This window comes from Streptomyces sp. NPDC091377, from assembly GCF_044757045.1.
In the GTDB taxonomy this organism is placed as follows: domain Bacteria; phylum Actinomycetota; class Actinomycetes; order Streptomycetales; family Streptomycetaceae; genus Streptomyces.
Genome location: NZ_JBIVUE010000013.1, coordinates 106,945 through 125,080 on the forward strand (window position 1 = coordinate 106,945; position 18,136 = coordinate 125,080).

The window sequence follows — 18,136 nt, forward strand, 5'->3', positions numbered from 1 at the left end:
CCATGCCCCGTATCGACCTGAACTGCGACATGGGCGAGAGCTTCGGCCGCTGGAACCTCGGCGACGACCTCGGCATGATGCCGTACCTCACCTCGGTCAATGTCGCCACCGGCTACCACGCCGGCGACCCGCCCACCATCCGCCGTACCGTCACCGCCGCCGTCGAACACGGCCTGGCCATCGGCGCCCACCTCGCCTTCCCCGACCTGATGGGCTTCGGGCGACGCCGGATGACCGTGCCGCCCGAGGACCTGGAGGACTACTGCCTCTACCAACTCGGCGCTCTGGACGCCTTCGTACGCTCCGCCGGCGGCCGTATGGCCCACGTCAAACCGCATGGCGCCCTGTACGTCATGGCCTCCGAGGACCCGGCGCTCGCCGCCGCCGTCGCCCGCGCCGTGGCCAAGACCGACCCCGCCCTGCCGCTGATGCTCCTCAACCGGTCCACGACGGAAGCGGTTGCCGCCGAGGGCGTCACCCTGGTCCCCGAAGCCTTCCCCGACCTGCACTACGACGGCTCCGGCCACCTCGTCATCGAGCCGGTCAAGCGCGCCTGGGACCCGGAGCTGGTCGCCCGACGGGCCGTACGCATGGTGCTGGAGAAGAAGGTCGAGGCCGAGGACGGCACCCAACTCGACATCGAAGCGGTGTCGTTGTGCCTGCACGGCGACGCGCCCAACGCGGTCGACACGGCCGCGGCCGTGCACCGGGCCCTCACCGCGCACGGCATCGGGACCGTCCCGCTGGCCGAGTTGGAGGTGGCCCCGTGATCGAGTCCCTTCTCGTGGCGAACCGGGGCGAGATCGCCCGCCGGATCATCCGCACCGCCCGCCGCCTCGGCGTCCGCACGATCGCCGTGCACAGCGACATCGACGCCGGACTGCCCTTCGTGACCGAGGCCGACGAGGCGGTGGAGATCGGACCGGCGGCGCCCGCCGAGTCGTACCGCAACGCCGAACGGGTCCTCGCGGCGGCTGTCAGGACCGGTGCCGCGGCCATCCACCCCGGCTACGGCTTCCTCTCCGAGAACGCCGCATTCGCCCGCCGAGTGCGGGAAGCGGGACTGGTCTGGGTCGGCCCCGACCCGGACGTCATCGACCTGATGGGCGACAAGATCAACGCCCGCAACGCGGTCGCCGCCACCGGCATGCCCGTCGCCCCCGGCACCCTCGAACCGGTCACCGACGAGGCCGCCGCCGTCGAGGCCGCGGACACCGTCGGCTACCCGCTGATGGTCAAGGCGTCGGCGGGCGGCGGCGGCATGGGCATGGGCATCGCGCACGACGAGGCAGAGCTGCGCAAGCAGTACGGGGCCGTCTCCGGCTTCGCCGCCCGTATGTTCGGCGACCCCGGCATCCTCCTGGAGCGCTACTACCCCGCCGCCCGGCACATCGAGGTCCAGATCCTCGGCCTCGCCGACGGCACGGTCGTCGCCCTGGGCGAACGCAACTGCTCGGTCCAGCGCCGCAACCAGAAGCTCGTCGAGGAGAGCCCTTCCCCGGATCTCGACCCCGGCCTGCGCGCACGCATGCTCACCGCCGCCGTCGAGGCGGGCAAGGCCGTCGGGTACCGCAACGCGGGCACCGTCGAGTGCCTCGTCCACGGCGAACAGGGCGCCCAGGACTTCGTCTTCCTGGAGATGAACACCCGCCTCCAGGTCGAACACCCCGTCACCGAAGCGGTGTACGGCATCGACCTGGTCGAGGAACAGCTCCGCGTCGCCTCCGGCCTGCCCCCGTCCACGGACCTCACCGGGCTCCAACCGCACGGCCACGCCGTCGAGTTCCGCGTCAACGCCGAGGACCCCATCCGCTTCCTGCCCGGACCCGGCGCGGTGACGCGATGGGAGGAACCCGTTGGTCTGCCCGGCGTCCGCGTCGACTCCGGCTACGTGGAGGGCACCAAGGTCACTCCGGCGTACGACTCCCTCATGGCCAAGCTCATCGTCCACGCCGACACCCGCGAGGAGGCCCTCACCCGGGCCCGCGAGGCACTGGCGGCCTTCGCCGTCAGCGGCCCCAAGAACAACCTGCCGTTCTTCACCGAACTCCTCGACGAACCCACCTTCACCGACGGCACCTACACCACCAGCATCGTCGCCAAGATGCGATAGGAGCACCTCCGATGCCCCAGCAGATCACTGCGGACCTCGCCGCGAACGTATGGAAAGTCCTGGTCAGTGAGGGTACCGAGGTATCCGCCGGAGACACTCTCGCCATCCTCGAATCCATGAAGATGGAGATCCCCGTGGAGGCGGACACGGCCGGCACCGTCACCAGACTCGCCATCAGCGAGGGGGACATCCTCGAAGAGGGCGCCCTGATCGCCGAGATCTCCTGAACACCCTCGCCCCCGAACGGAGTTCGACCACCATGACCACAGCCACCCTCCGGCCCGCCACCACCCGCCCCGGCGTCCTCGCCGACCGAATCCCTGGCACAGCCCTCCTGCGCGACACACTGCTCATCGCCGGCGGCGCGGGACTCACCGGTCTCGCAGCCCAGGTCTTCCTGCACACCCCGCTCAGCCCCGTCCCCTTCACTCTCCAGACCCTCGCCGTCCTGCTGACCGGCGCCGCCCTGGGCACCGCCCGCGGAGCCGCGTCGATGCTGCTCTATCTGGCCGCCGGAGCGGCGGGAGTCCCCTGGTTCACCAACCACTCCAGTGGCCTGGGCGGCCCCACCTTCGGCTACGTGGTCGGCTTCGTCCTTGCCGCCGCCCTCGTCGGTGAACTCGCCCGCCGCGGCAACGACCGCAGCGTCGTCGGCACCATCGGTCTGATGGCACTCGGCAACGCAGTCGTCTACCTGGTCGGAACCACCTGGCTGGCCCTGAACCTCCACCTCGGCCTCCAGACCGCCGTCGCCGAGGGAGTCACCCCGTTCCTTGTCACAGACGCCCTCAAGATTGCCGTCGCGGCGGGCGCACTGCCCCTGGCCTGGCGGGGTATCGAGACGCTTCGCCGGTGAAGACCGCACGGCCGACGCCTCTTGGCCGGTCTCCTCGGCGGCGAGTTGGCCGGTGTACGGCTGGGCGGCGCGACACCGTCTGGCCGTAGTCGGTGAGTCGCATCTGGTGCCCGCGCTGACCCCGGACCAGCAGTTGCCCCTGGAGGCCGTGTTCCAGGGGCTGGAGCTGCGGGGTCAGAAGCCATCCCACATCAGTCCTGTTCCGTCGTCCTTCCAGCTCACCTTCCATGAGGCGGCCGGGCCACGATGCGGCTCTCACCGGGTGAATCGCGGAGATCCGTGGACCCGTACTTCGGCTCCGCGCGCGGTCACCAGGTCGTTCTGCCACTGCTGATACGCCCCGGACCGACGATCAGCGCCGCCCCGGCAACGGCTCGATCCCCGACATGTCCTTCGGCGCGTGCCGCAGCCACGTCATGAACAAGCCCAGGTCCCGGGCTGAGGTTCGCCAGCCCCGCTCAGTGCGCAGACACAGCGCAGGAACAGCGCGAGCGCGTACGCAAACGTCGAGGAGGGTGGGCGGCGAAGCCGGTGTCCCTCGGTCAGCGGCCGATCGGGTCCAGATGGGATCGGTCGTCCGGGGTCAGCAACGCGAGGTGACCACCCTCGCAGAGCGGGGTGGGTACGGTGAGCAGGTCCGTCTGCTGGGCCATTTCGGCGTCGAAGACGTGTATCTCCCCGTGACCGCCCCTGGAGACGGCAACCAGTGAGGCAGCGGGGGATGCCGCTATCGCGCGGCGCTCCACGCCGTCCCAGGGGGTGTGTCCGGGGCGTGGGCCCGCCGCCATGGGCAGGAGCGGCAGGCGGGCCGTCACGACCGGTGCCGCCTGTGAGGTGGCAACGAGGATCAGTTCGTCACCCTCGGGGTGCACGCGGGAGAAGGCCACGTGATCGGCGGCCACGGCCAGGCGGAAGATCAGGCCGGGCCCGAGATGCAGCCGCCCGACGTCGCCGGAGTCCAGGTGGTGCCACCATGCGTCGTTGGTCCAGTCCGGCCACCTCTCCGGTGTGCTCGGCCCGCCCCTCACGCAGGACCAGAGGGTCCGGTGCCGGGCGTCGAGCCGCAGGTAGAACCCGCGGCCTCCGGTCCGCCCGCCGGCAGCCCAGGGCAGAAGGCTTCCGAAGGCCAGGGCGTCGCCGTCCGGGCGCACCCGGTGGACCCCTGAGCGCGCCGCCGCGAACACCCACCCCGTGACAGGGTCGTACGCGTCGCCGTGCCCGTCGTCGTCCGGAAGCGGAGTGGAGAAGGCCGGTTCCGCGGGCGGGCACGACGGGGCGGCATCCATCAGTGCCGTGTGCCGGTAGGCGGTCAGTTGGCCGGGCTCGCGATGGCGCAACACCACCAGCGGATCGTCGGGGGAGCCGCAGAGAGCGACGCCCGGTTCACCGGTACGCGTGCGGACCCGTACCGCGCCCGGGCCCCCTTCAGCGGCCAGGTCCACGGCGGTCAACTGGTCGCACCAGGCGGACGGGTTGCGGCCGAGTCCGGTGGTGACGGCGATACGACGACCGGACGGTCCGGCGGCCAGATGCTCCGCCGGTACGGCCACGGGCACGCGGTGCTCGACCACCGGGCGGCCGGACTCCGGACCGTAGGGATCGAGGACCAGCAGTTCGCCTGCCCGGTCGTCGACGAACGCGAGGCGGTTGCCGGGCAGCGCGAGGAAGCCGGCGTGTTCGGCGAGATGGCGCCCATCGAGCCGAGCGGTCGTGTGCCCGTCACCCAGATCCAGGATCCGGATGGTTCCGGCGACTTGGTCGGCGACGATCAGGCGGGGTCCGAGGGGCATGAGGTGGTCTCCCGGTATGAGGGAACTGGGACGGAGGTTGCTTTGATAATGATTATCATGTCTAAATCGTGGTGGAGGGGCCAGGTCCGGGACGGTCCTCCACCACACCGTCAGCCGCGCCCGGACATCGAGAAGGACAGAGGGCATGTCATGTCGCACGCAGTGAGAAGGATCCGTCGGTGGGCGGCGGCCGTCGTGGTGGGGACAGTGCTGGTGGGATGCGGCGGGGCCGAGGAGCCCGCGTCCGACAAGGCCGGACCTGACGACGCGGGTCCGAAGACCTCGGTGGACGTCCGGCCCGTCAAGGCATCGCACAAGATCACTGACGCTCGGGGTGTCACCATCACGGCCGAAGCGCCCCCGAAGCGCGTGGTCTGCCTCGTCTCGTTGTGCGACGACATGCTCGCGGAACTCGGTATGGAGCCGACGGCCACCAACTCCGCGCTGCTGGCGCACCCGAAGTTCTTCGGCAAGGAACGCGCGGAGCAGATCCCGGTCATCCCTGGGGGCTTCCTCAGTCCCGAGGTGGAGGCGGTGCTCGCACACAAGCCGGATCTGGTGATCGGCTTGGAGGACACGCACGGCAAGCTCTCCCCCGCGCTCAAGGGCGCGACGACGTTCTGGCCGGTCCAGCCCTCCACCTGGGAGGACAGCGTCGGATACCTGCGGGACCTCGCGGCGCTGACCGGGCGTACGGAACAGGCGGAGGCCGCGGAGCGGCGCTTGCGCACCAGACTCGCGGCGGCGGAGCGGAACAGGAGCGACAAGACGTCCCTGATCATCTTCGGCAGTGACGAGAACTTCGGAGTCGCGACGCCGAAGAACGACGTAGCGGCCGGGCTCTTCCCGAAGATCTCCTCGTACCCGTGGAAGGGGCGCGGTGTCGAAGGAAGCTACAGCCTTGAGGAGATCCTCAGCCGCGATGTCGATGTCCTCTTCGTCGAGACGCTGTCCTTCGGCGGATCAGACGGCGAGCTGTCCGAGAAGCTGGCCAAGAACCCTCTCTGGGCCCGGATCCCGGCGGTGAGGAACGACAAGGTCGTCGAGGTGAACTCCGAGGTCTGGGCCAAGGGACGCGGAACCCGTTCGCTCGGCATCGTGCTCGACGAGGCACTGGCTGCTCTGAAGTGACACGTCAACTGGTGGGTGCCGGCGTCCTCCTGGTGGTCGGCGTCGGCGCAGCGCTGTGCCTGGGCACTCCGTTCGTGGCACCGTACCGGCTGTACGCCGTGTTCAGCGGAGACGGTCTTGAGGCAGTGATCCTCACCGAACTGCGGCTTCCGCGCATGGTGCTCGCCCTGGCCGCCGGAGCGTGTCTGGGCGCCGCCGGTCTGGTCCTCCAGGAGTCGCTGCGCAATCTGCTTGCGGTGCCCGAGATGATCGGAGTCTCCTCGGGCGCCGCCCTCGGCGTCGCGGCGCCGCTTGTGCTGGCTCTGTCGGTGCCCGCGGCGGTGCAGCCGCTGCTGGCTCTCGGCGGCGCGATCTGCGGCGGTGCGCTCACGCTGGCGGCAGCGGGGTTCGGGCGGAGCCCGTCCGCCGTACTGCTGACCGGAGCCGCCGTATCAGCGGCTCTCCAGGCTGGGCTCCTGGTGCTGATGGTCCTCGCCGACCAGCTCGACCTCCAGCTGATCTACCGCTATCTGCTGGGCAGTCTGTCCGCCCGCACCTGGGACGACGTGACGGGGCTGTGGCCCTGGCTGCTCGTCGCCCTGCCCGCGCTCGTCCTGGGCGCCCCGGTCCTGGGCGTGCTGCGTCTCGGGGACGACGATGCCCGGGCCTTGGGGGTGCGGGTGCGGCAGGCCCGGCTCGGGGCACTGACCATCGCCGTCGTCCTGATAGCCCCCGTCGTAGCGGTCTGCGGGCCGGTCGCCTGGGTCGGGTTCCTCGCGCCGCAACTCGCGCGCCGCCTGTGTCCGAGAGGGGACGCGCTGAGTTGGCTCCCGTGGTCCGTGGTGTGGGGTGCGCTGATCGTGCTCTGCGCGGACCAGCCCGCCCGGCTGGCGCTGGCACCGGTCGAAACACCGGTCGGCGCGTGGACGGCGCTGCTTGGGGTGCCGGTGGGGGTCGCTCTCTTGAGGACGAGGCGCGGAACGCGGAAGCCGGGCCGCTCGGCCGCGAATCCGGGGGCAGTGACGACGAGCCGCGACTCCGGGCCGGGAGTCAGCCGATGACCGTCAGCGCCACCACGTCTGCGCGCCCCCGTCGGGAGGGGCGAAAGCCGACCGCCTTCGGGCCGGGGGCGAAGCTCGGTCTGCTGGTGGTGCTCGTGGCTGTCGCCGCGTGCGCCGACCTCGTCGCGGGCCGGAGTCCGACCGCCGGCGAGGTGTGGGAGGTGTTCACGGGGGAGGGCGATCCGACAGCCCGGCACGTCGTGCTGCACCTGCGCGTCCCCCGGACCTTGGTGGCCCTCGGAGCCGGCGCGAGCCTCGGCCTGGCGGGACTTCTGCTCCAGTCGGCGCTTCGGAACCCCCTGGCGGGGCCGGAGGTCACGGGCGTCACTCCCGGGGCCGTGCTCGGGGCGGTGACCGCAACCGGTCTCGGACTGGCCGGGTGGGACTCCCCGGCAGCGGTGGTCGTGGCGGCCTGCCTGGGCGGATTCGCCGGAGCCGGGCTGCTGTGGCTGCTTGCCGGACGTCACACAGGGGACTCCGAGCAGACCGCGGTGTACGGGGTGCTCGTCTCCGCCGTACTTGCCGGACTCACCTCGATCGTCCTGCTGGTCGCTCCGGGGCAGATCGGGAGCATCGTGCAGTGGCTGATCGGCTCGACCGAAGGACGGGTCTGGGAGCACTGGACGCTGCTGTGGCCCTGGGCCTTGGTGTGGACGGCCGCCGCATGCTTGCTTGCCGCCCCCCTGACGTTGCTGCGCTGCGGCGACGAACAGGCGACGGCGGCAGGGCTCACGGTCGGCCGGGCGCGCGCGGCGGCACTGGTGTGCGCGGTGGCGCTGACCGCCGGCGCGGTGTCCGCCGTGGGGGCGCTCGGTTTCGTAGGGCTTCTCGTGCCCCATCTGGCGCTCGCGGTCTTCGGTGCCGACCTGCGCGTCACCCTGCCGGGCGCCGCGTTGGTCGGCGCGGTCGTGGTGTGCGGAGCCGACGCGGCGGCTCAGCTGTTCTCGCGTGTGCTGGCGGAAGGACTGGCCACCGCTCGGTTGGTCGTGCCTGTGGGGGCGCTGACGACGTGTGTCGGCGCTGTGCTTCTGCTCGTGGTGGCGCGACGCCAGGGATCAGGACAGGTGTGAACCGTGCCGAGAGATGACCCTCCAGGAGGAAAGATGACCACCCGCACCTCGCCCGCCGAGGCAGGGGACCACGGCATCCGGAGTCCGGCACCCGAGGTGGTGTCCGTGAACGGTGTCAGCTTCGGCTACCCGGGGCGCAGTGTCCTCACCGGCGTCGATCTGCGGGTGACCGCGGGCGAACTGGTCGCCCTGATCGGCCTCAACGGCTGTGGCAAGAGCACGCTGCTGCGCCTGATCGCCGGTCTGCTGCGGCCGTCGGCCGGCCGGGTCCTGCTGAACGGCGCCGATCTCGCCGGTCTGTCCCGGCGGGCGACCGCGCGACACGTCGCGCTGCTGCACCAGTCCTCACCCGCCGTGCCCGGCATGACCGTACGCCAACTCGTCAAGCAGGGACGGTACGCGTCCCGTGGGCCCCTCGGCATGCTGCGCGAGGGTGACGACGACGTATGCGCCCGGGCACTGGCCGATGTCGGCGTGGCGGACTGGTCGGAGCGGTTGGTCGACTCCCTCTCGGGAGGCGAACGCCAGCGCGTGCGGCTGGCCATGTCCCTCGCGCAGGACACGGGCGTACTGCTCCTCGACGAGCCCACCACCTATCTCGATCTGCGGCATCAGCTGGAGGTGCTGCAAACGGTGGTGCGTCTGCGCGAGGAACGTGCCCTGACCGTCGTCATGGTGCTGCACGACCTGGGACATGCCGCACGTTTCGCGGACCGCATCGTCGCGCTGCGCGGAGGGCGGGTGGCCGCGGACGGCCCACCCGACCGTGTCGTCACCCCCGAACTGCTCGCCGAAGTGCTGGGCGTGTCAGGGCGGGTGGGTACGGACCCGCACGGCGGCTGGCCTGTGTGTTACCCAGATCACCCTCTCCCCCCGCGAGAGGTATTGCGGAACGATAATCATATTCATTAATGTCGTTCACGCGGCGCCGGTCCCGGTCGCCGCAGTCCAGAAACGAATGGAGTCCTTCCATGGAGCAGAACAAGGTGTTCACCCCGATCGCCGACCCGAGCCAGCTGGCTCACCTGTCGGCGACCCACTCCAACGCCCTCGTCGAGAACCCCTTCGACGACGTCGCCGACGACATGGCCGTGACGGCCGACAAGTAGAACGAAGGGGGCGGGCCTGCCCAGTCGCTGGGCAGGCCCGCTCCGTCGTCACCGCAGCCCCCGAACCGAGGAGTCAACTCGTGGCCGTCAGCCGACTCGCCCCAGGCGTGGAGATCGTCGATGTGGCAGGACTGGGTCTCGCTGTGCGCACGCCGGACGGCGAGTTCCTGCGCGTCGACACGGGAGGGGTCGCGGCCAAGGACCTGCTGGCCCGGCTCGAAGGCGGCCCGGAGGGAAGTCAGGAACTGGAGAGCCTCGTGAGGGCGTTCGAGGACGCCGGATACGCCGGATGCGCTGGTTCCCCTGCTGGGCAGGCCCTCGCGGGGAGGGCCGTCCTCGTGCTGGGTGACGAACCCTTGGCCGGTGACTTCGCGCGCCGGGTGGCTGCCGAGGGTGCTGACGTCACCCGTCTGTGCCCTGCCGATGTCGACGCACTGGCGGAGCAGGCCACCCACGGACCCGAGGGGATGCCCACCGTGGTGGTGTGGTGCCTCGACTCACCCGCCACTCCCGGGCTGTGGGACGCGGCGGACACGCTGCCGGCCAAGGGCGTCGGATGGCTGCGCTGCCACCGCGAAGGATTCCAGGCATGGCTCGAACCCCTGGCCGCCGGGCCCGGTGATGTCACCTCTGCCGACGTGCGCCTGCGGCGGCTCGCCGTCTCCCCCGCGCACCGCGAACTCGCGGCCTACTGGGAAGGGAGGCGCACAGCAGAAAGCGGTGCACCCGGTACCGCTGCGTCGGCGGCGTTGATCGCTGAACTGCTCACCGCAGACCTCCTTGCCTGGGCCGACGGGCGACTTCGGACCGGCCGGTTGCCCGTACGTCGCCGTCTGCGCCGCGTCGACCTGCGTGACCTGAGCGTCAGTGAGCACCCCGTCCTTCCTGTACCGCGGGTGGCTCCGCTGCCGCCGCCCCGCACCCACCGGGCGGCGGGCATCTCCTCCGGAGGCACAAGCCGGTGAACGCGATTCCGGCAGCCGCCACGGCCGCCCTTCACCTCGGCATGGACGACGGGACGCGGCTGGCAGCGGACCTGTGCCTGCCCCGCGGCGACGGGCCGTTTCCTGCCGTCCTGATCCGCACACCGTACGACCGCCGTCGGCACCGCCCCGAACTGCTCTCCTGGGCAGCCGCTGGCTTCGCCGCCCTGGCGCAGGACGTGCGCGGGCGCTACGGCTCGTGCGGTCGGTGGCATCCCTACCGGAACGAAGCCGAGGACGGCGTCGCCACCGTGCGCTGGATACGCGAACAGCACTGGAGCACCGGGCAGGTCGTGGCGTACGGAAGCTCGTACGGCGCCCACTGCGCCCTGGCATCGGTGCTCGAAGCCTCGGCGGCCGACCGGCCGGACGCCGTCATAGCCGCCGTGCCCGCTGTCGGGGCCGCCGAGACCGCGCGGGAGCCGACCGGCCCTGAGCGGCTGCTGGCGCGCGCCGGGTGGTGGGCCGCACACGGAGACCGCGGCGTGTCCGACGAGAACGTCCTGGAGCAAGCCCTCGCGAGCGACCCCCACCTGCTGGAACACCTGCCGGTGACCGACCTCCCGCACAGACTTCGGCGCGTCATGCCTTCCTGGCCCCTGCTGTGGAAGGCCCAACCCGACGGCCACACCTGGGCACGTGCCGCGACCGCGGGCCCGCCGCTTCTGGCCGTCGGCGGTAGCCGCGACCCCTTCCGTGACGCCACAGTCGACCTGTGGCGACACTGGGGCGGGCCCGCCCGCCTCCTCCTCGGGCCATGGGGGCATGCGTTGACCGCATCGCCCGGGCCGGAAGCGCACCCTGGCCACCAGCTGAACCTCGGCCGGCTCTACGTCCGCTGGGCCCGAGCCGCGCTCACCGGCGGACTCGGCAAGGGCAGGACCGGAGTCACCGCGCTGGGAGGCAGCGCCTGGTGGGCTTCCGTGGACGACTCCAGGCGGCCCACCCTCTATCCGTTCGGCACCCTGCTGCGCCCGGTCGTGGGACCGGACTTCGAAGCCGATCCCGAACGGCCTTTTCGCTCGGATGACTTGAGCGTGCCCAGGGCCGGTCGTGCGGACCGATGCCTGCTGATCTCACCTCCCCTCCCCCGGCCCCTGGACCTGCTCGGCAGCGCGGAGGTCCGGATGGTGGCGCTGGCGGACACACCGAGCGCCGACTGGGTGGTCCGGGTCGTCGCCCTCGACCCGCGAGGATCGGCGGACCACCTGGCGACCGGCGTCGTACGGCGTACCGACCGGCCGAACACGGCCGCCCGGATCTCCGTACCGCTGGGCTTCCTGTCCCGGCGGCTGCCCGCCGGGACCCGGCTGCGCCTCGAAATCGGCGGGCACCACTTTCCCGCCCACGCCCGCAACCCTCACTCCGGGGAAGACCCGGTCACCGCGACCCGGCTGCTCCGCTCACACCGATCCGTCACATTCGAAGGCAGTGCGCTCGCCCTGCCCGCCGCCCCGGCCCCACACCGCTTCGCGCGTGTCCATCCCGTACAGGAGCTATGCCGTTGACCACCCGCAGCGCCCCGGTCACCGACCTGACGCTCGACGACCTCGTCGACCCCGTCTGCGGGCTGATCCGAGCAGTCGCACCGGTCGAGCACCCCACCGGCGCGCCACCGCGCTATACGGCCATGACCGCGGAGGTCGCCGACGCCCGGCGCTTCGGGGCCTGGCCGGCCGACCGCGTCGCCCTGGGGACCACGTTCGGTGACCCCGAGGGCGCCCGCGTCGCCGCGATCGCGGAGGCCATCGAACGGTACTGCGGAAACCGCGTTCCGCCCCCTGGGCATCGCGACGCGCCGAGGCACGCGACGGCTGCCGAACTCCACAAGGAGGGCAGGCGCCTGTACGGGCCCGACGACCTCCCCCGGTACGCCTCCTGGCAGCATGCCCGCCCGGCGTTCCCCTATCGGCCCTTCGAGGCGGACACACCGGCGCTGTGGGCCCGGGGGACGGAGAACGGAGCGGAATGCTGGGCGCCGGTCTCCCTCACCCATCTCAACTGGCGCCAGGGAGAGCTGCGTTCCCTGCCCCGCACCCACCACCTCAACTACGCGGGCATCGCCACCGGCCAGGGGCTCGACGACGCTGTGGAACGCGGGCTGCTGGAGATCGTGGAGCGAGACGCCCTGGAGCTGTGGTGGCACCTCGACGGGCCCACCCGGGGTATCGACCCGGCCAGCGTCCCCGGGCTCACCGCCGACCTGGAGGGCTGCGCCCTCGACATCCGGATCGTGGAGATGCCGTCCGAGTTCGCTCCGTGCATGGCGGCACTGGCGCATGATCCCCGGCGGGGCATCTACGCCGCAGGGTTCGCCTGCCGCTACGACCCGGCCGAAGCGGCGCGCAAGGCCGTGCTGGAGGCCGTGCACACCTGGGTCTTCACCCAGGGCGCGGTCGAGCGCGACGGCTGGGTCTTCCAAGCAGTCGACGCCGGCATGTTCGCCCGCGGCCTGTACCTGGAGCACCGGGCGGACCGGCGCTATCTGGACGACTGCGGCGCCGACTTCGGCGCCGTGCGTGACCTGGGCGCGCATGTGCAGGTGTGGCTCGACGAACGCATCACCCCGCTGGCGACCCGCTTCACCGACCCGGCCCACGGCGTCGTACCGATCGGGGACGTCGGGACCGGAAGCCGTGCGGCTCTCGACCGCCGCCTCACCGCCGGCGGGCACCGAGTGATCACCTTCGACCTGACCACGGAAGACGTGACGGCGACGCCCCTGCGGGTGGCACGGGTCCTGGTGTCCGGACTCGTCCCCAACGCCCCGGCTGCCTTCGGGTACTTCGGCAACCCGCGATTCGGGCAGGCCGCGCTGTCCCGGGGATGGCGGTCGACGGCACCGGCCGGACCCCAGGACTTCACGCTCGCACCGCCGCCGCACATGTAAGAGGGAGCGACGTGCCCGCACCGAACACCACAGACGACATCGCCCGCGCCGCCCTGGCGCGGGCCCGGTCCCAGGAGACGCCCGGCCCCGACGCCTCTCCAGGAAGCGCCCCCCTATGGACCGTGCCGGCCCAGCCGCTCACCGCCCGGGCCGGGCTCACCCTCGACGCCGTACTCCGCCGCTCCCTGGCGGCGGACCGGGCAGGCGCCGGTCGGCTCAGGCGCGTGCCCTCGGCCGGCGCGCTGCATCCCGTCGACGCGCACCTCCTGGTCGGCGGCGCCGAGACACTTCCCGCCGGGCGCTACGCGTACGACGCGCTGACCCACCGGGTGCACCGTCGAGGTCCCGCTCCCGACGACCCGCCCGAAGGCACCGTCATCGTTCTCACGGTCCGGGCCCGGCCCACCGTGTCGCACTACGGCCACCGCGCGCTGCCCCTGCTCCTCCTGGACGCCGGACACGCTGTCGCGGCACTCGTGGAGGCGGGAGCCACCGAGCTGTGCCTCGATGCGGACGGTGCCCTGTTGTCAGCGGCAGCCGGTCTGCCCCACTCCGCGCGATGGCAACACACCTGGCCCGGCACCGAACCCCAGCACCCCCTTGCCGCCGTCGCCCTCGGCACACCGTACGCAACGCCGCACGACGTCTTCGAACGCTGGGCCGCGTGCCCTCTCGCAGCTGCTCCACAAGGTGAGCCCGGTGTCGAGGTCACCTCCCCTGTGCTGCGGCAGACCTGGCGTGCCTTGGACTGCGTGGCCGTTTCCGACGGACACCCGGGGGTCTGGACCGCGGTGGCAGCGTGCGGTTCCGAGGAGGTGCCGCTCTCCCGGAGAAGCGCCCAGCCACCACTGCGCGGCCCTGTGGCGCCCGCGGACCTCGCCCGAGTACTGGCCTGCGCGGCAGAGGCATCGCCCGACGGACCGCGGTGGTGCGCGGCCGTCGGCGGCACGCATCCCGCGCTCCTTGAACTCACCCCGCCCGCAAGCCATCCGCCCGACCCGGCTCTCCGGCCCCTCGCGTCCGGCGAGACCCGGCCCACCCTCGCCGCCTGGGCGGCCGGCCAGGCGTGGATCGCCGAGGCCGGGGCCGTACTCCTTGCCCACGGATGTCCCGGCCACGCGGATGCCGCACGCATCCGAAAGGAACACCTCGCCGCCGGATACGCGGGAGGCCGGGCGCAGCTGACCGCCACCCGGCTGGGTCTGGCATCGCGCCCGATCGGCTCCTGGCAGCATGCCGACCTCGGCGCCGCGATCGGCGAAGCACCGGGCCGCGACTGGATCGTGCACGGACTTGCCCTGGGAAGGGGCGATGAACGGTGATGCTTCATCCGGAACTCACACGGGCCGCCCGCACGGCCCGTGGCGCGCTGCTCGGCGCGACGGCCCTGCTCGGCGCCGTGGCAGTGACACACCTGGCGCAGGCCGTGCTGCTCGCGCTGGCTCTCTCCGCCACGGCCCGGGGGGCGACGCAGCACGTGCCTGCGCTCCTGGGCGCGGTACTCGCCGCAGTCGTCGCCCGCGCGGGCCTGACCTGGTGGCAGCGACGCACCGCGGTCAAGGCCGGCTCACGCGTACGGGGCCACCTGCGCGACTCCCTGCTGGAACACCTCGGGCAGCTCCAACCGTCCCATGCCGTCGGCGCGCGGGCCGGCGCCGTACGCGCCACGCTCGTCGACGCCGTCGAAGGCGTCGACGCGTATGTCTCCCGCTATCTGCCTCAGCTTCTGATCACCTGCGTGGTCCCACCGTTGCTGCTGATCGCTGTGGCCACGATCGCGCCGCCTGCGTTGCTCGCGCTGGTCCCGGCCCTCGTTCTCGCGCTGCTCGCGCCCCGCTGGTGGGACCGGGTCCTGGAACGCCGCGGACGCGAGCACTGGGACACCTACGAGAACCTGGCTGCCGACTATCTCGAAGCCCTCCAGGGCATGCCCGCCCTGCGGGCCGCCGGCGCGGTCGGGCGGACCCGCGAGCGGCTGGAGCGCCGTTCGACCGCTCTCCACCGGGCCACCGTCGCCAAACTCCGCGTCTCCCTGATCGACACCGGCCTCACCGACCTCGCCATCCAGGGCGGTACGGCTGCAGCGGCGCTGGTGGCCTGCGGCTCAGCGCTCTCCGGGAACACCACGGAGACGGGCACCTATCTGCTGCTGATGCTGGCCTCGGAATGCTTCCGCCCTGTGCGTGACCTCTCCAGGGAGTGGCACGCCGGATACCTCGGAGTCTCCGGGGCGGACAGCATCACCGCGCTGCGCACAGCCCAGTGCGGGGTGGCGGACGAAGGACAGCGGCGTGTGGACTGGCCCACCGCGCCCGAGGTGACCTTCGCCGAGGTGACCTTCACCTATCCGGGTGCCGAGCGTGCCGCGCTGGCGGGCGTCACCTTCACCGCCGCGGCCGGTCGCACGACGGCCGTCGTCGGGCCCTCCGGCGCCGGGAAAACGACCCTCCTCGCGCTGCTGCTCCGCCACCACGACCCGCAACACGGCGAGATCCTCACGAATGGCACCGGTACGAGGCGCTACACCTTGGACTCCCTCCGCCGGGGCATCGCCGTCGTCTCCCAGGAGACCTACCTCTTCCACGCCTCCATCGCGGACAACCTCCGACTCGCCCGTCCGGACGCCACCGACGACGACCTGCGCCGCGCCGCGGGCGCCGCAGGCATCCACGACGAGATAGCCGCCATGCCCGAGGGGTACCTGACCCTGCTGGGAGAGCGCGGCGCCACCCTGTCGGGTGGTCAGCGCCAACGCCTGGCCCTCGCACGGGCCCTGCTCGCCGACGCACCCGTGCTCGTCCTGGACGAGGCGACCAGCGCGGTGGACGAGCGGGCCGAAGCCCGTATCGGCCAGGAGCTGTACCGGGCCGCAGACGGACGCACCCGCATCGTCGTGGCCCACCGCCTCGACTCGGTGCGTCACGCCGATCGGATCGTGGTCCTCGACGGCGGCCGGGTACAGGCCGTCGGCGACCACGACACCCTCATGGCCGGTGGAGGGCTCTACGCCTCGCTGGTCAAGGCCGGCCACACGAAGGAAGCGGGACGACCAGCAGCATGAAGCCATTCGACACCCCGGAACGCGGCTCGCTGCGGGCTCTGCTGCCCGCCCTCGGCGCCCACCGGGTCATGGTGGCGCGTACCTTCGCGGCCGCACTCACCGAGCAGGCCGCGCTCGTCACGCTGGTCACCCTCGCCGCCCACACGGTGGGCGCCGCCGTCATGGAACGGACGCCGCCCTCCACCACCGTCGTGGGCGCGCTGATGGCGCTCGTACTCGTCCGAGCACTGGCCACCTGGCGGGAGATGGACCTCTCGCACGATCTCGCCTACCGCGTCCTGGCCGAGTTGCGCGTGCGGGTCTTCGACGGGCTCGCCCGGAGCGCCCCGGCACGGATCGGCGGCCGGCACAGCGGTGATCTCGCGGCGACGGCCATGGGGGACGTGGAAGCACTGGAGTTCTTCTACGCTCACGCGATAGCCCAACTGCTGGCCGCCACCACAGTGTTCGGAGTCGGCACGGTCGGTTTGGCAGTCATCGAGCCACAGATGCTGCTCGTCGTGCTGCCGGTCGCGGTGCTCCTCGTTCTCGCACCGCTGGTGGAAGGCCGAGGCAGGACGGCCCGGGGAGCCCGGACGCGTGCGGCGGCTGCCGAGCTGTCCGCGGAAGCGGTGCAGACCGTCGACGGGCTGCGGGAGCTTCTGGCCTTCGGCGCTCTGCGGCGCAGTCGCTCCCGGCTCGCCGCCGCCGGTGAGGACCTCGCCGCGGCGCAACGGGCCGAGCAGTCGTGGGAGGCCGCCGCAGCCGCCGTCCGTGAGGCGCTGGTGGTCGCAGCCGTCCTCGGGGTTGTCGCGATCGCCGCCCGAGCCGTCACCGCCGGGCAGCTCGACGGGGCCTGGGCTCCGGCCGCGATGGCCCTCGGCCTCGGCATCCTCGCACCGGCCGCCGAATCCGCGGCGGCACTCGGCCGAGCCGGCGGGCTGCGACCGGCCGCCGCCCGCGTCCGTGCGGCCATCACCGCACCTGCGGGCACGGTGGAGTCACCCGCACCGCAGCCCGTCCCGGCAGGCCCGCTCGGCGTGCGACTGCGCGACGTGCGCTTCGACTACGGCGGGACCACCGTCCTGGACGGACTGGACCTCACGGTTCAGGCCGGTGAGACGGTCGCTCTCGTCGGAACATCCGGAGCGGGCAAGTCCACCTGTGCCCACCTGCTCGCCCGCTTCTGGGATCCCTCGCACGGAGCGATCGAACTCGTGCCCGCTGACGGCTCGGCACCGGTCGACCTGCGTCACCTGCCTGAATCGGAGCTACGCCGGGCGGTGGCCGTGGTCGGACAGGAGACACCGCTCTTCCACGGCACTCTCGCCGACAATCTGCGCCTCGCGGCCCCCGAGGCGACGGACAGCGAACTCGCCGCGGTGGCCCGCGGCTGCGGCATCGACCGCTTCGCCCCGAGCCTGGACATCCATGTCGGTGAGCGCGGCGGGACTCTGTCCGGAGGACAGCGCGCACGTATCTCCCTCGCCCGCGCCCTGCTGGGCAGTCCGCGGGTACTGGTGCTCGACGAATGCACCGCTCATCTCGACACCGCCGGCGACGCTGAACTCGCCGCGGCGCTGGCGGCAGCGTCCGCCACCCGCACCACGATCTGGATCGCCCACCGGCCCGCCACGATCCGCCGGGCCGAGCGCATCGCGGTGCTCGCCGACGGGCGCATCGCCGAGGAAGGGACCTGGGACCAACTCATCTTCCGAGGAGGGGCCTTTGCCAGGGTGATGGTCGCGGAGCCCGCCGAAGCGTCCGCCCGGGTGACCCGCTGACGGCTTCTCGACGCCGGGGGAAGTCACACAGCGCCCACCATGACCAAAAAGGCCCACGTATCAACAGATTCATACATGGCGATTACTGAGGGGCAGGGCGCCTGACCGCACACTGAGGCTTCTTCCGGGCATAAATGAAGCTGGCGTTACCGGTGTGGGTCTTGTTGGAAAATGTTGAGACTGGTAGAACCGTCCATGTCATTACGAATGACGTGCCGCCACCTGGATGGTCCACCTCACCAACGGGCAACAAGGCGGCCTGACATGCGGTCTCCCCGGGGGCGACTCCCGAGTTCACATCCGGCCGACCGTGGCATCACGCACACGACG

General features: G+C 71.9%; 16 protein-coding genes. 15 read left to right on the forward strand and 1 reads right to left on the reverse strand.

Going from position 1 to position 18,136, the window contains the following annotated elements; genetic code table 11:
- The first annotated feature begins 2 nt into the window (after positions 1-2).
- The 4 genes from ACIQNG_RS26445 to ACIQNG_RS26460 are packed head-to-tail and all read left to right on the forward strand — an operon-like array spanning position 3 to position 2,969.
- Positions 3-770, forward strand: coding sequence for a LamB/YcsF family protein (locus ACIQNG_RS26445; protein ID WP_401435819.1), 768 nt, complete (start codon positions 3-5; stop codon positions 768-770).
- Positions 767-2,113 carry an acetyl/propionyl/methylcrotonyl-CoA carboxylase subunit alpha gene (locus ACIQNG_RS26450; RefSeq protein ID WP_401488389.1) on the forward strand — a complete coding sequence of 449 codons (1,347 nt, stop codon included), beginning with the start codon at positions 767-769 and terminating at the stop codon, positions 2,111-2,113. The genes ACIQNG_RS26445 and ACIQNG_RS26450 overlap by 4 nt, the downstream gene beginning before the upstream one ends.
- 11 nt (positions 2,114-2,124) lie before the next feature.
- Positions 2,125-2,340 (forward strand): biotin/lipoyl-binding carrier protein, encoded by a 216-nt coding sequence (locus ACIQNG_RS26455; RefSeq protein WP_401488391.1) that lies wholly within the window; start codon positions 2,125-2,127, stop codon positions 2,338-2,340.
- Between the two features lie 32 nt (positions 2,341-2,372).
- Complete coding sequence (locus ACIQNG_RS26460) at positions 2,373-2,969, forward strand: biotin transporter BioY (RefSeq protein ID WP_401488392.1); 597 nt, start codon at positions 2,373-2,375, stop codon at positions 2,967-2,969.
- A 542-nt stretch (positions 2,970-3,511) separates the two neighbouring features.
- Here ACIQNG_RS26460 and ACIQNG_RS26465 read toward each other — a convergent pair.
- Positions 3,512-4,759, reverse strand: a complete 1,248-nt coding sequence (locus ACIQNG_RS26465) for a hypothetical protein (protein WP_401488394.1) — start codon at positions 4,757-4,759, stop codon at positions 3,512-3,514.
- 150 nt (positions 4,760-4,909) lie between these two features.
- Between ACIQNG_RS26465 and ACIQNG_RS26470 the strand changes: the two genes are divergently transcribed.
- From ACIQNG_RS26470 to ACIQNG_RS26520, 11 genes are all read left to right on the forward strand, one after another.
- A complete protein-coding gene (locus ACIQNG_RS26470; protein ID WP_401488396.1) occupies positions 4,910-5,890 on the forward strand; it encodes an ABC transporter substrate-binding protein in 981 nt (326 codons plus the stop codon).
- 11 nt (positions 5,891-5,901) lie between these two features.
- Entirely contained in the window at positions 5,902-6,930 is a 1,029-nt protein-coding gene (locus tag ACIQNG_RS26475) for a FecCD family ABC transporter permease (protein ID WP_401488398.1), read from the forward strand.
- The gene (locus tag ACIQNG_RS26480; protein ID WP_401488400.1) at positions 6,927-8,000 is read left to right on the forward strand and encodes a FecCD family ABC transporter permease; all 1,074 of its coding nucleotides are present in this window, start codon (positions 6,927-6,929) and stop codon (positions 7,998-8,000) included. The genes ACIQNG_RS26475 and ACIQNG_RS26480 overlap by 4 nt, the downstream gene beginning before the upstream one ends.
- A gap of 33 nt (positions 8,001-8,033) precedes the next feature.
- Positions 8,034-8,912, forward strand: a complete 879-nt coding sequence (locus ACIQNG_RS26485) for an ABC transporter ATP-binding protein (protein WP_401488401.1) — start codon at positions 8,034-8,036, stop codon at positions 8,910-8,912.
- 59 nt (positions 8,913-8,971) lie between these two features.
- Positions 8,972-9,109, forward strand: a complete 138-nt coding sequence (amiA, locus tag ACIQNG_RS26490) for a streptamidine family RiPP (RefSeq protein ID WP_401435794.1) — start codon at positions 8,972-8,974, stop codon at positions 9,107-9,109.
- 80 nt (positions 9,110-9,189) lie between these two features.
- Complete coding sequence (locus ACIQNG_RS26495) at positions 9,190-10,074, forward strand: hypothetical protein (RefSeq protein ID WP_401488403.1); 885 nt, start codon at positions 9,190-9,192, stop codon at positions 10,072-10,074.
- A gap of 41 nt (positions 10,075-10,115) precedes the next feature.
- Positions 10,116-11,600 (forward strand): CocE/NonD family hydrolase, encoded by a 1,485-nt coding sequence (locus ACIQNG_RS26500; RefSeq protein WP_401488550.1) that lies wholly within the window; start codon positions 10,116-10,118, stop codon positions 11,598-11,600.
- On the forward strand, positions 11,591-12,982 hold the full coding sequence (locus ACIQNG_RS26505) for a YcaO-like family protein (protein ID WP_401488405.1): 1,392 nt from the start codon (positions 11,591-11,593) through the stop codon (positions 12,980-12,982). The genes ACIQNG_RS26500 and ACIQNG_RS26505 overlap by 10 nt, the downstream gene beginning before the upstream one ends.
- Positions 12,983-12,993: 11 nt before the next feature.
- Positions 12,994-14,304: a nitroreductase gene (locus ACIQNG_RS26510; RefSeq protein ID WP_401488407.1), complete on the forward strand. Its 1,311-nt coding sequence runs from the start codon at positions 12,994-12,996 to the stop codon at positions 14,302-14,304.
- The gene (locus tag ACIQNG_RS26515; RefSeq protein ID WP_401488409.1) at positions 14,301-16,043 is read left to right on the forward strand and encodes an ABC transporter ATP-binding protein/permease; all 1,743 of its coding nucleotides are present in this window, start codon (positions 14,301-14,303) and stop codon (positions 16,041-16,043) included. Before ACIQNG_RS26510 ends, ACIQNG_RS26515 begins: the two co-directional genes overlap by 4 nt.
- On the forward strand, positions 16,040-17,806 hold the full coding sequence (locus ACIQNG_RS26520) for an ABC transporter ATP-binding protein (RefSeq protein ID WP_401488411.1): 1,767 nt from the start codon (positions 16,040-16,042) through the stop codon (positions 17,804-17,806). The genes ACIQNG_RS26515 and ACIQNG_RS26520 overlap by 4 nt, the downstream gene beginning before the upstream one ends.
- Positions 17,807-18,136: the final 330 nt, after the last annotated feature.